A 12,317-nucleotide genomic window follows, 5' to 3' on the forward strand; every position below is an offset into this window, starting at 1 on the left:
GATCGGTCGGCGCGCCCGCCTCAGTCGTCCAGTACCGAAAGGTCCTGCTTCGCCGCCGGGACCGCCACCGTGCCCTTGTCGTCGGGGAGGGTCTGCACGGTGAACATCGGGATGCCGCCCTGCGGCAGCGCCAGGGTGCGGGAGGCGTAGACGGGGCCGCTGCCCGGCTGGGTCTCGACCGTCAGCGCGTACGAGCCCTTGAGCCCGGACGGGACCGGCGGCTCCACCGCCAGCGTGGTTCCGGCCTTCACGGTGTACGTCATGGTCTGCGGCTCGCCGCCCTCGGTGCCGGGCGACGCGGTGACCTTGACCGTGGCGGCGGCGGTCGGCGCGTTGAACGCCAGCATCGAGCCCTTGGCCCGGTTGTCGGCGGCCGTGGACCGGTCGCCGACCGGCGCGGTGGCCGGAATGTATGCGGTCTCCTGCTTGTCACCCGTGCCGCGCACTACCCGCAGCGCCGCCGCGATGGGCGTTTTCCCGCCATCCGAAGTCGGGGTGAGCAACAGGGAACCCACCTCACCCCTCATCACGTTCTTCAGATCAAAGGACGCCGTCATCCCCGACTTCACGTGGACGGTGTCCAGACCAGCAGGGGTGAAGCTGCCGCTCGCACCGGCGAGGCGCACCTTGAGATCGGCGTCGTCGGCGCCCTTGGCGTACACCACCAGGCGTACGTCGGTGGCGTCGCCCGGGATGCCCGGGAGGACCTGGCTCGCCGCCGGGTCGGCCGACGCGGGCAGCCAGTCCGCGCCCGCCTTCGCGTCCGATGCCTGCACGACCGCGCCGACCCGCCCGGAGCGGGTCGTGACGTGCACGGTCAGGTCATCGGCCGCCGCCGAGGTCAACGTTGACAACAGAACAGGGACGCTGGATTTCGCGGGGACCGTGATCCCCTCCCCCACCTCCGACTTGACGGGGCCGTCCTTGCCGAACAGCTCGATGTCGGCGACCGCCGCGGTGTCGTCCGGGTTCGTCAGATGGACGTAGTCCTGGCGGGTCTTGGCGGTGGAGGCGCCGGGGAACCAGAAGTCGGTGTCGGGTTCGGTGCAGCGGGTGCCGAGCACCGCGCGCGCGTCGCCCGCCGAGACCACCGTGGTCTGCTGCGCCGCCCAGCCGGGCGCGAGCGGGCCGTCGGCGGACCCGGCGAGCGCGGGGGCGTCGGAGCCGTCGGCCGTGGCCGACGCGGGCTTGCCAGGCTCCTTGAGGGTGACGACCGCCTTGTTGGGGTCGGGCTTCTCGGGGGTCTTCCCCTTCTTGCCCTTCTTGTCCTTGTCCGCCTTGTCGGTGGGCTTGGCCGGGGTGCCGTCGGTGAGCGGGGTGACGGCGGGCTTCAGCACGGCACTGCCGGCCGTGCCCGCCTTGGCGCCCGCCTCACCGCTGCCCTTCGGGGTGAACGTGGTGTACGTGGTCTCCGCCAGGTCGGACAGGCTGGGTGCCGGGCAGAGCAGGCTGGAGCGCTCGACGGGCAGCCGTGCCGGGCCCTTCGCGTCGGCCTTCGCCGAGTCGCCGCCCGGCGCGGTGACGGCCGCGAAGCCGGTGACCGCGGCGAGGGCGACGGCGGCCGCGATCAGGGAGAGGGTGCTGCGGTTCACTGGTTGCTCCCGTCGGGGCGGTGCGGCTGCTCGGTGTCGTGGCCCTGGCCATCAGCGCTCTGGCCGGGGATGCGGCCGCCCTCGCCCTGCCCCTGGCCCGGGGCCTGCTCCCCGCCGTAGCCATAGCCGTAGGGGTCGTACGCGGGCTCCTGCGGCGGGTACTGCTGCTGTTGGTACGGGTCGTACTGCTGGTACTGCTGCTGGTACGGGTCGTACTGCTGCTGCGGGTACTCGGCGTTGGTGTACGCCGCCGTGTCCCACTGCCCGTAGGACTGCTGCTGCGGCACCTCGGCGTACGGGGCGGTCGCGTACGGGTCGGTCTCGGGGGCCGGGGGCGCGGGGGCCGTCCTGGCCCCCAGCAGGGCGGCTGGGGCCCGCCTCCCGCTCCGGGCGGCAACTGGAACTCCGGCTGGGGCCCCGCGCCCGCCGCCAAGCCCGGCGTCATCCCGCTCCGCCCCCTCGGGGTCGGCGAGATCCTCGACGGCGCCGTGTCGACGATGCGCGCCCACTGGCGCACGGTCCTCGGTCTCACCCTCACCGTCGCCGTGATCACGCAGATCGCGGACATCCTGGTGCAGCGCTACCTCCTGCCGGACCCTCCGGAGATCGACCCGGACGCCACCGGCTCCGAGGCCATCGACCAGGCCTTCGACTCGCTCCGGTCGAGCATGCTCAGCCTGCTGCCCATCGGCGTCCTCGCACTGATCGGCACGCTCTTCGTCACGGCGGTCCTCACCGTCGTCATCAGCCGCTCCGTCCTGGGGCGCCCGGTGACGCTGCGGGAGGCCTGGGCCGAGGCACGGCCCAGGCTGCTGCCCCTGCTCGGCCTGCTGGTGCTGATGCCCCTCATGGCAGGCGCTGTCGTCGGCATCGGCGTCCTTCCCGGGGTGCTCATCGGATCCGACGCGGGTGCGGCCCTGGCCGGGCTCGGCGGGCTGGCCGCCTTCGTGGTCGTCATCTGGCTGCTGGTCCAGTTCAGCCTCGCCGCGCCCGCGCTGATGCTGGAACGCCAGAGCCTCACCAAGTCCCTGCGCCGGTCCGCCAAGCTGGTCCGCGGCTCCTGGTGGCGCATCTTCGGCATCACGCTGCTGACGCTCCTCCTGACGTTCATCGTCTCGATGATCATCGCGATCCCGTTCACCGTGATCGGAACGCTCGTGGACGACGGCGGTGCCGGCAGCCTCTTCTCGGGGACCGTCTCCGACTTCGGCTGGCCGTTCCTGATCATCACCGGGATCGGCGCCGTGATCGGTTCTGCGATCACCTACCCGATCTCCGCCGGTGTAGCCGCGCTGCTCTACATCGACCAGCGCATCCGCCGCGAGGCTCTCGACCTCGATCTCGCCCGCGCCGCGAACCTGCCGGGCTACGAGACTCCCGGGAGCTGATGCGGTGTCCGCAACGGGGGGCACAACCATGGTGCGGCTGCTGGTCCGGGCGGCAGGCGAACCACCGGTGGACACTCCGCGTGTGCCCGCCCGCGAGGCGGCACGGCGCGAACTGTCCAAGCCGACGTACCACGAGAACGACCCGAACCTTCTGGAGCGGGCCCTCAACCGCTTCTGGGACTGGGTCGGCGGCCTGTTCGACGCCGCCTCGGGCGCGGCTCCGGGCGGCGCGCTCGGCCTGGTCGCCATCGTCGTGTTCGTCCTGGCCCTGATCGCCGCCCTGTGGTGGCGCCTTGGCACCCCGAAGCGGGCCTTCTCCACCGTCGGCACCGTCTTCGACGACCGTCCGCGCAGCTCCGCGGAGCACCGCGCCACGGCCGAGGCCCACGCTGCGGCCGGCCGCTGGACCCAAGCCGTCCAGGAACGGATGCGCGCGGTCGTCCGCTCCCTGGAGGAGCGCGCCCTCCTCGACCCGCGCCCCGGCCGCACCGCCGACGAAGCCGCTGCCGAGGCGAGCCGCCCGCTTCCCGGCCACGCCGACCGACTGCGCGCCGCCGCCCGCGAGTTCGACGACGTCACATACGGCGGCCGTACGGCGAACGAGGCCGCGTACGACCGTCTGCGTGAGCTCGACACGGATCTGGAGCGCACCAAGCCGGATCTCAGTGCCCTCACCCAGCGCCCCGCGGCGGAAGCGACTGCCCGGGGAGCCGCCGGATGACCGGCACCCAGACTCCCGCCACCGCTGCCTCCCCCGTCTCCACCTCCACTGACGCGACGCCCCGTCAGATCTGGACGCGTGCCCGCGGACTGCTGCTCGCCGCCGTGATCCTCCTGGTCGCCGGGATCGTCCTCGCCGCCACCCGCTCGGGCGACCAGCACGGCCGCCTCGACCCCCGGTCGGCGGACCGCTACGGCAGCCGCGCCGTCGCCGAACTCCTCAAGGACCAGGGCGTCTCCACGCGCGTGGCCACCACCCTCGACGAAGCCACCCGAGCCACGGGACCGGACACCACCCTCCTGGTCACCGTCCCCGATCTGCTCACCGCATCCCAGCAACACCGGCTCCACGACGCCGCCACCAAGTCCGGCGGGCGGACCGTACTGCTCTCCCCGGGCGCACCCTCCCTTGCCGTACTCGCCCCTGGCGTACGGGAAGAGGGCTCGTCCTCGGTCAGCAACCGCGAGCCGAACTGCTCGCTCTCCTTGGCCCTCCGCGCCGGAAGCGCCGACACCGGAGGAGTCCGCTACGCCGCCGACGGCCAGGCCGACGATTCCTGCTACCCGGCAGGCGGGCTGCCCACCCTGCTCCGGATTCAGGCTCCCACCCACGGTGACACCGTTCTGCTCGGCGCCCCGGACATCCTCTACAACCACCGTCTCGACAAGCAGGGCAACGCCTCGCTCGCCCTCCAACTCCTCGGCTCCCGCCCCCATCTGGTCTGGTACCTCCCCTCGCTCGGTGATGTCTCGGCCACCGACGGCGGTGACCGCAGCTTCTTCGACCTCGTCCCGTCCGGATGGCTCTGGGCCACCCTCCAGCTCACCCTCGCGGCCGCCCTCGCCGCCGTCTGGCGAGCCCGCCGCCTCGGCCCACTGGTGACCGAGCAACTCCCGGTCGCCGTCCGCGCGTCCGAGGCCACCGAGGGCCGAGCCCGCCTCTACCGCAAGGCCAACGCCCGCGACCGCGCGGCCGACACCCTGCGCTCGGCCACCCGCACCCGTCTCGCCCCCCTGCTGGGCGTGCCCGCCACCTCGGCACACGCGCCCGAACTCCTCCTCCCCGCCGTCTCCGCCCGGATCCCGTCAGCCGAACGGGACCTCCAGGTCCTGCTCTTCGGCCCGGCCCCGGCGGACGACGCCGCACTGGTCCGCCTCGCGGACGAACTCGACGCCCTCGAAAGAGAGGTACGCACCTCATGAGCGACCGAACCCCGGCGACCGCAGCGAACCCGGACAGCGCCCGCGCCTCCCTGGAGGCTCTGCGCTCCGAGATCGCCAAGGCCGTGGTCGGCCAGGACTCCGCCGTCACGGGCCTGGTCGTGGCCCTGCTCTGCCGCGGCCACGTCCTCCTGGAAGGAGTGCCCGGCGTCGCCAAGACACTCCTGGTGCGCTCACTCGCCGCCTCGCTCGAACTCGACACCAAGCGCGTCCAGTTCACCCCCGATCTCATGCCCAGCGATGTCACCGGCTCGCTGATCTACGATGCCCGCACCGCCGAGTTCTCCTTCCAGGCCGGCCCCGTGTTCACCAATCTGCTGCTCGCGGACGAGATCAACCGCACACCCCCGAAGACCCAGTCCTCTCTCCTCGAAGCCATGGAGGAGCGGCAGGTCACGGTCGACGGCAGGCCACGGCCGCTCCCCGAGCCGTTCCTGGTCGCCGCGACGCAGAACCCCGTCGAGTACGAGGGCACCTACCCTCTGCCGGAAGCCCAGCTGGACCGCTTCCTGCTGAAGTTGACGGTGCCTCTGCCCTCGCGCGCGGACGAGATCAACGTCCTCGCCCGTCACGCCGAGGGCTTCAACCCGCGCGACCTCCAGGCAGCCGGAGTCCGCCCGGTGGCGGGAGCCGCTGACCTCGAAGCCGCTCGCGCCGCCGTAGCCAAGACGTCGGTCTCCGCAGAGATCACCGGCTATGTCGTCGATATCTGTCGTGCCACGCGTGAATCCCCCTCACTCAGCCTCGGTGTCTCTCCCCGAGGCGCCACCGCCCTGCTCTCCACCGCTCGCGCCTGGGCCTGGCTCACGGGCCGGGACTATGTCATCCCCGACGACGTAAAGGCCTTGGCCCTCCCCACACTTCGCCACCGCATCCAGCTGCGCCCCGAGGCCGAGATGGAGGGCGTCACCGCCGACTCCGTCATCACCTCGGTCCTCGCCCACGTCCCCGTCCCCCGCTGAGGCGGTGACCGTGGCTCTCACCGGACGCACTGCACTGCTCGCTGCTCTCGGCTCCGTCCCCGTCGGCGTATGGGCCCCGAGCTGGGCGGGCATGCTCGCGGTCAACGCTCCCCTCACACTCGCAATGATGTGCGACTACGCACTCGCCGCGCCAGTGCGAAAGCTTCAATTCACCCGAAACGGTGATACATCCGTTCGACTGGGTGACGCCGCTGAGGTCGTCCTCACCGTCACCAATCCCTCGGCCCGCCCACTGCGGGCCCAGCTCCGCGACGCCTGGCCGCCCAGCAGCTGGCCTTCCGGCGCCGAACAGGACGCCTCCCGGCACACGTTGACGGTTCCGGCCGGCGAGCGCCGCCGGGTCACCACAGCCCTGCGCCCGACCCGGCGCGGCGACCGCCGCTCCCAGCAGATCACCGTCCGCTCATACGGACCGCTCGGCCTCGTCTCCCGGCAGGGCAGCCACCGCGTCCCCTGGACCGTACGCGTCCTGCCGCCGTTCACCAGCCGCAAACACCTGCCATCCCGGCTGGCCCGGCTCCGCGAACTCGACGGCCGCACCAGCGTGTTGACTCGAGGAGAAGGCACCGAGTTCGACAGCCTGCGCCCGTACGTCCCCGGCGACGACACCCGCTCCATCGACTGGCGCGCCACCGCCCGGCAGAACGCCGTCGCCATACGCACCTGGCGGCCCGAGCGCGACCGTCACATCCTCGTCGTTCTCGATACGGGCCGTACGTCGGCGGGCCGCGTCGGCGATGTTCCCCGCCTGGACGCCGCCATGGACGCCACTCTGCTTCTGGCCGCCCTCGCCTCCCGCGCAGGCGACCGCGTCGACCTTCTCGCGTACGACCGCCGTGTACGAGCCCAGGTGCAGGGCCGCGCCGCCGGCGAGCTCCTGCCCTCTCTGGTCAACGCACTGGCGCCACTCGAGCCGGAGCTGGTGGAAACGGATGCCCGAGGCATGAGCGCCGCCGCGCTCGCCAATGCTCCTCGACGTTCCTTGATTGTCCTGCTGACGAGCCTGGACGCGGCTCCCGTTGAGGAAGGCCTGCTGCCGGTCCTCCCCCAGCTCACCAAGCGCCATACGGTCCTGGTCGCGACGATTGCCGACCCTCACATCAAGAAGATGGCGGAGTCACGGGGCACTGTGGACGCCGTTTACGAGGCGGCGGCTGCCAGTCGCACCCAGGAACAGCGTCGCCGAACGGCTGAGCAGCTGATGCGCCATGGCGTCACCGTCGTGGATGCCACCCCCGATGAACTCGCTCCAGCATTGGCCGACGCGTATCTGGAGCTGAAGGCCGCAGGCCGGCTCTGATTCTCTATCTGGTCCCGTTTGGAGAAGGGAAGGGCGCCCGTTCTGAACGGGTCCTGAACGCAAAAATGCCTCAACCCCCGGCCCAAAAGGGCGCGGGGGTTGAGGCTAAAGATTGTTCGGCGGCGTCCTACTCCTGGCCGGCCGGTCCCTCGGGCTCCGCGGACGGGTCGGTACCGGCCGCCTCCGCCTCGGCCTCCGCCTGGGCGCGCAGACGGCGGGCCCGGCGGCCCTCGCCGTCCCGGGCCGGGGGCAGCACCGGCTGCTCCTCCTCGGGCAGGTCGTCGTCGATCCGGCGGCGTCGGCCCGGCAGGGCGAGCACGACGAGCACCAGGGCGAGGAACGACTGGGCCCAGATCCACGCGGTGTGGGTGAAGGGGGCGTCGTAGGTGATGTCCAGGCGGCCGCCGTCGGCGGGGAGTACGAAGCCCTGGGCCCAGCCGTCGACGGTGGTCTTCTTCAGCGGCTTGCCGTCGAGCGTCGCGGTCCAGCCGGGCGCGGCCCGGTCGGCGATCCGCAGGACGCGGCCGTCCGCACCGGCCGGGATCCTGGTGTGGACGTCGACCGGGTCGGCGGCGACGGCGACCGGCTCGGCGGCGCCCGCCTGGGCCGAGCCCGTCTGGGTCCCGGCGGCGGTGGTGGGCGGCATGATGACGGCGCGGGCGACCTGCCGGTCGACCCGCCACAGCGCGCTGCCGTCGAGCTGGCTCAGCCGGCTGAGGCCGGGGGTGGTGTCCAGGACCCGGCCGAAGGCACGGGGGGCTCCGTCGCGTACCAGCACATAGCGCACGGCGAAGCCGCTGAGCTGGGAGGACTGGTCGGCGCCGGATCCCGCGACCAGGTTGGCGACGACCTTGTCCAGGCGCGGGTCGCTGCCGCCGGAGGCGGCGAGTTCGGCGTCGCCGAGGCGGCCGCCGGAGCCGCGGACCAGGGTGTAGGAGACCTTGGCGGTCGAGGCGCCGCCCAGGACGAGGGTGCGGGCCTGGTCGCGGGTACCGCTCTCCTCCGCGACGAACGCGGGCACCTGCACCGGGTCGCGGCGCTCCAGCGGCCCGTCGGCGCCGCGCAGCATCCAGCCGCCCGCGGCGATCAGCGGGGCGGCCAGGGCGGCCAGGGCGATCAGCGCGGCGACCGGCTGGCGCCAGCCGAAGCCGTGGGCGGCGACGCGCTCCTTGGCGCCCTCGGCGCCGAGCACGGCGGCGGCGATCAGGGCGAGGCCGTAGACGAGGGTGGCCGGGCCCGCCCAGCCGTTGTTGTTGGAGAGGGCGGCGAAGAGGAAGCCGGTGAGGGCGACGGCCCAGGCGGTGCGGATCGCGAACTCCCGCTCCCCGCGCAGCAGCGCGGCGAGCGCGGCCAGCACGAAGCCGACGAGGAGCAGTCCGCCGACCGTCTTGGGGCCGCCGGGGCTCGCGCCGAGCAGGTCGAGCGCGGAGGCCGAGCCCTTGCCGTACTCCAGACCGGCCTCGCGGAGGAAGCCGGACGGGCCGGTGAGCAGGGTCAGCGACCAGGGGGCGAGGACCAGGAGGGGGGTGCCGACGACGGCGAGCAGGCGCAGTCCGTAGGCGGTGAGGTCGTCGCGGCGCAGCGCGAGGACCGCCAGGCCCAGGAGTACGGCGACGGGCCAGACGACGGGGGTGAACGCCATGGCGGCGGTGAGCAGCAGGGCGTACGTCCAGGTCGCGCGCCACGAGCCGCGGCCTTCGCCGCGGAAGCCCGCGGCGGTGATGGCCGCGCGGGCCATCGGCGGCAGGAGTACGGCGAGGACGGCGGTGCCCAGGCGGCCGGTGGCGAGGGCGCCGGTGGCGGCGGGCAGGAAGGCGTAGGCGACGGCCGCCCAGGCGCGCAGCAGGCGCGACTCGACGAGCGGGCGCGAGGCGAAGTAGGCGGTGAGTCCGGCCAGCGGGACCGAGCAGACCAGCAGCAGGGTCAGGGCGAAGCCGGTGGAGCCGAAGCAGAGGGCGGCGAGGGCGGCGATGGCCGCGAGGTAGGGCGGGGCGGTCTGGGTACCGCCGGTGCCGATGGGGTGCCAGGCGTCCGCGTAACGGCCCCACAGGTCGCCGACGCCCGAGGGCGCGGGCAGCAGGGCGCCGCCGGCCAGGGCGTTGCCGCCGAGCAGTTCGCGGCAGGCGGCCAGCGAGATCAGCAGGAGCAGGGCGAACAGGACGGGCGCGGGCTTGCGGGCGATCTTCTTCAGCCGCGCGAACTGCTCGATCTCCAGGAAGTCGGCGTCGTCGCCGCCGGGGCCGGACTCGACGGCGCCGTGCCGGGAGCCGCCGGTGTCCTCGGTGCCCGCGCCGAGGCTGGAGGCGACCTGCTCGACGGTGGCGCGGACGGTGGCGCCGGGCGGCGGGAAGAGCGGCCGCAGCTCGCTCGCCTCCACCGCGCTCTTGCCGCGCCTCTTGCGTCCGGCGAGGATCCGGCCGGGCCGCAGCAGGGTCGCGGACAGGCCCATGATCTCGTCCACGGCCTGGCCGGGCGCCTTGCCCACCAGATAGGCGAGGGTGCGCAGCACGGTGCCGACGAGGATGCGCAGGAAGACGTAGGGCAGTGCGGCGGGGCGCGAGTTGACGAGCATCGTGTAGACGGCGCCGGCCTTGTCGACCCGGTGCGGGTCGACGGCGGAGCGGCCCGCGCAGTCGACGGTCCGGCGCTCGCGGGCGGCGGCCTCGGCGTGCCGTACGACGGCTTCGGGGGCGACGAGGACGGAGTGGCCGGCGGCGTGCGCGCGCCAGCACAGGTCGACGTCGTCGCGCATCAGGGGCAGCCGGCGGTCGAAGCCGCCGAGTTCCTCCCACACGTCGCGGCGGACCAGCATGCCGGCGGAGGACACCGAGAGGACCGGGCGGACCTGGTCGTGCTGGCCCTGGTCCTGCTCGCGCCGGTCCAGGCCGGTCCAGCGGCGGCCGCTGCGGGCGATGGAGACACCCACTTCGAGCAGCTGCTTGCGGTCGTACCAGCCGCGCAGCTTGGGGCCGACGACCGCGGCGTAGGCGTCGGAGTCGGCGACGCGCAGCAGTTCGGCGAGGGCGTCGGGCGCGGGAGCGCAGTCGTCGTGCAGCAGCCAGAGCCACTGCACGGGCTCGCCGTGCGGCAGTTCGGGCAGGTCGTAGGTGTCGTCGCGCCAGCTGCGCGAGACGGGGTCCCAGCCGCTGGGGCGCTTCAGATACGGCAGCTCCTCCGGGCCGAGCACCCCCGCGGAGCGGACGGCCTCGTCGACGGCGGTGCCGAAGCCGGTGCGGCGCGCGAGGTGCAGCACGCGGTCGGCGCCCAGGGCCTCGGTGACCAGGCGGGCGGAGTCGTCGGCGCTGCCGGTGTCGGCCGCGTACGCGCTCTGCACGGGGCGTTCCTGGCCGAGCAGGCCGGCGAGGGCGTCGGGCAGCCAGCGCGCGCCGTCGTGCGAGACGAGCACGGCGGTGACGACGTGTCTGGGGAACTCGGGGGTCGCGGCCTCGGAGTACGGGGCAGTCGACTGGCTGTGCACGGACATCGAGGTACGGGCCCCTCCGGCCGGGGTCCGGGGGTTGGGGGCCCCGGAGGCTGCTGTGCTGACTGGCAGCGCCCCACACTAATGGCTGGGGAACGCGGCGGTCCGCCGCGTTCGGGGGCCGGGTGGAACCGGAGGGGGCCCGGACGGGGTCCGGAGGGGGCAAAGCCCCCGAAAAAACTAGACCGCCGCCTTCTTCAGGCGGCGGCGTTCACGCTCGGACAGTCCGCCCCAGATGCCGAATCGTTCGTCATTCGCGAGGGCGTATTCGAGGCACTCGGAGCGGACTTCACAGGCGAGGCAGACCTTCTTGGCCTCCCGGGTGGAGCCGCCCTTCTCGGGAAAGAAGGACTCGGGGTCGGTCTGGGCGCACAATGCGCGCTCCTGCCAGCCGAGTTCTTCGTCCACATCGTCGACCAGCAGCTCCTGGAACACCTCGGTCATGTGCACCCCTCGTCTGTCTTTGCTGCCCCGTGATGCTGCCGCTACCGATTTCGGGCGAACGACACGAGTGAAATTACAAGTGTGCGGATCCGGGCCAGTCAAGCCGAGATCTGCTATTGGGCCCCGTATTCACTCTGCGGAACCAAGCCTATACGGAAAGTGTTCAAATCGGCAAAAACCATGACACATGCCATTGGCTCAATCAGACCTCCCTCACCTGCCCAGAGAAGACGAGCCGAATATCGATCTTGTTGCGTCCGGACGGAGGAAGCGACTGGGATCACAGTCCGGTCACGACGACACAACGGCGTTTGCTCACGCGGTTGCAGCGCCACATCTCCGGCGGCGTCTGTGCACAAACCTTTCTCCGTGCGCAGTAACCGGATGAGGTGAAACATTACGGCCAAATCGGGTATTGAGTTGACAGCCGGGCTCTTCTTGGTCACCTTTGACTGCATGCCAGCGACCACAGCGCTCTTCGCGACCCACGTCCGTGGGTTCCGCAGCGCTGTCCAGGCGCGCTGTTGCTGTTCCAGCTGTTGATGCCGTAGCGCTCCAGCCTTCTCAGCGTCATTTCCGGCCTTTTTGGGCCCTCGCGCATCCGTGCGCCCACGCCTTCGCGACACCCCGCACTCGTCATCGAGTCCCTGCCGAGGAACCACCGCACCCATGAACAGCGACAGCGACCTGCAGATCGCCGGCGACCTCCTTGAGGTCCTGCACCTCCTCCAGCCCGCCCGCGAGCACCCGAGCACCGTCGCCGACTTCGTCGGCCTGGCCCGCTCCCTCGCCGCCGACCCCGCGCAGTGGGAGCCGCTCGTCCAGTACGACGCGACCAGCCGCTGGTACCACCGGCTGCGCACCGGACCCGGATACGAGGTGTGGCTGCTGTCCTGGGTACCCGGCCAGCGCAGCGGGCTGCACGACCACGGCGCCTCCTCGGGCGTACTGACCGTGCTCCAGGGCGAGTTGACCGAGCGCACCGAGCGCGGCACCCGCGCGCTGGCCGCCGGGGCCCAGCGCGTCTTCGCGCCCGGCTACGTCCACGAGGTCGTCAACGACTCCCTGGAACCGGCCGTCAGCCTGCACATCTACTACCCGGGCCTGACCGACATGCCGATGCACGCGAGCCAGTCCGCTCTGTCCACAGCCGCCGCCACGGATGTCGTACCCGCCTGACAGACTGCT

At 72.4% G+C, this 12,317-nt stretch carries 8 protein-coding genes and 1 pseudogene; 6 read left to right on the forward strand and 3 right to left on the reverse strand.

All coding sequences use genetic code 11. The features are described 5' to 3' along the window. Window positions 1-20: 20 nt before the first annotated feature. A complete protein-coding gene (locus tag A8W25_RS12400; protein WP_067159793.1) occupies window positions 21-1,592 on the reverse strand; it encodes a DUF5719 family protein in 1,572 nt (523 codons plus the stop codon). Between the two features lie 323 nt (window positions 1,593-1,915). Between A8W25_RS12400 and A8W25_RS12410 the strand changes: the two are divergent. The 5 genes and pseudogenes from A8W25_RS12410 to A8W25_RS12430 all read left to right on the forward strand — a co-directional run. Continuing rightward, a pseudogene (locus tag A8W25_RS12410) lies at window positions 1,916-2,980 on the forward strand (glycerophosphoryl diester phosphodiesterase membrane domain-containing protein); the annotation flags it as partial. 4 nt (window positions 2,981-2,984) lie between these two features. Next, window positions 2,985-3,701: a DUF4129 domain-containing protein gene (locus A8W25_RS12415; RefSeq protein ID WP_067159802.1), complete on the forward strand. Its 717-nt coding sequence runs from the start codon at window positions 2,985-2,987 to the stop codon at window positions 3,699-3,701. Next, entirely contained in the window at window positions 3,698-4,903 is a 1,206-nt protein-coding gene (locus A8W25_RS12420) for a DUF4350 domain-containing protein (protein WP_067159805.1), read from the forward strand. Before A8W25_RS12415 ends, A8W25_RS12420 begins: the two co-directional genes overlap by 4 nt. After that, window positions 4,900-5,883: an AAA family ATPase gene (locus tag A8W25_RS12425; protein ID WP_067159808.1), complete on the forward strand. Its 984-nt coding sequence runs from the start codon at window positions 4,900-4,902 to the stop codon at window positions 5,881-5,883. Before A8W25_RS12420 ends, A8W25_RS12425 begins: the two co-directional genes overlap by 4 nt. A gap of 10 nt (window positions 5,884-5,893) precedes the next feature. After that, window positions 5,894-7,204 carry a DUF58 domain-containing protein gene (locus A8W25_RS12430; RefSeq protein WP_067161113.1) on the forward strand — a complete coding sequence of 437 codons (1,311 nt, stop codon included), beginning with the start codon at window positions 5,894-5,896 and terminating at the stop codon, window positions 7,202-7,204. A gap of 127 nt (window positions 7,205-7,331) precedes the next feature. Here the strand turns inward: A8W25_RS12430 and A8W25_RS12435 are convergent, their stop codons facing one another. After that, window positions 7,332-10,688, reverse strand: coding sequence for a glycosyltransferase family 2 protein (locus tag A8W25_RS12435; RefSeq protein WP_234386412.1), 3,357 nt, complete (start codon window positions 10,686-10,688; stop codon window positions 7,332-7,334). 177 nt (window positions 10,689-10,865) lie between these two features. Then, a complete protein-coding gene (locus A8W25_RS12440; protein WP_067159810.1) occupies window positions 10,866-11,129 on the reverse strand; it encodes a WhiB family transcriptional regulator in 264 nt (87 codons plus the stop codon). Window positions 11,130-11,798: 669 nt separating this feature from the next. On the opposite strand from A8W25_RS12440, the gene A8W25_RS12445 reads away from it, so the two are divergent. After that, window positions 11,799-12,308, forward strand: a complete 510-nt coding sequence (locus A8W25_RS12445) for a cysteine dioxygenase (protein WP_067159813.1) — start codon at window positions 11,799-11,801, stop codon at window positions 12,306-12,308. Window positions 12,309-12,317: the final 9 nt, after the last annotated feature.

The organism is Streptomyces sp. ERV7 (genome assembly GCF_001653515.1).
GTDB lineage: Bacteria > Actinomycetota > Actinomycetes > Streptomycetales > Streptomycetaceae > Streptomyces.

Coding starts and splice junctions, on each gene's coding strand:
- A8W25_RS12435 (WP_234386412.1), bottom strand. CDS start 10,688: ATGTCCGTGCACAGCCAGTCGACTGCCCCGTACTCCGAGGCCGCGACC.
- A8W25_RS12445 (WP_067159813.1), top strand. CDS start 11,799: ATGAACAGCGACAGCGACCTGCAGATCGCCGGCGACCTCCTTGAGGTC.
- A8W25_RS12420 (WP_067159805.1), top strand. CDS start 3,698: ATGACCGGCACCCAGACTCCCGCCACCGCTGCCTCCCCCGTCTCCACC.
- A8W25_RS12425 (WP_067159808.1), top strand. CDS start 4,900: ATGAGCGACCGAACCCCGGCGACCGCAGCGAACCCGGACAGCGCCCGC.
- A8W25_RS12440 (WP_067159810.1), bottom strand. CDS start 11,129: ATGACCGAGGTGTTCCAGGAGCTGCTGGTCGACGATGTGGACGAAGAA.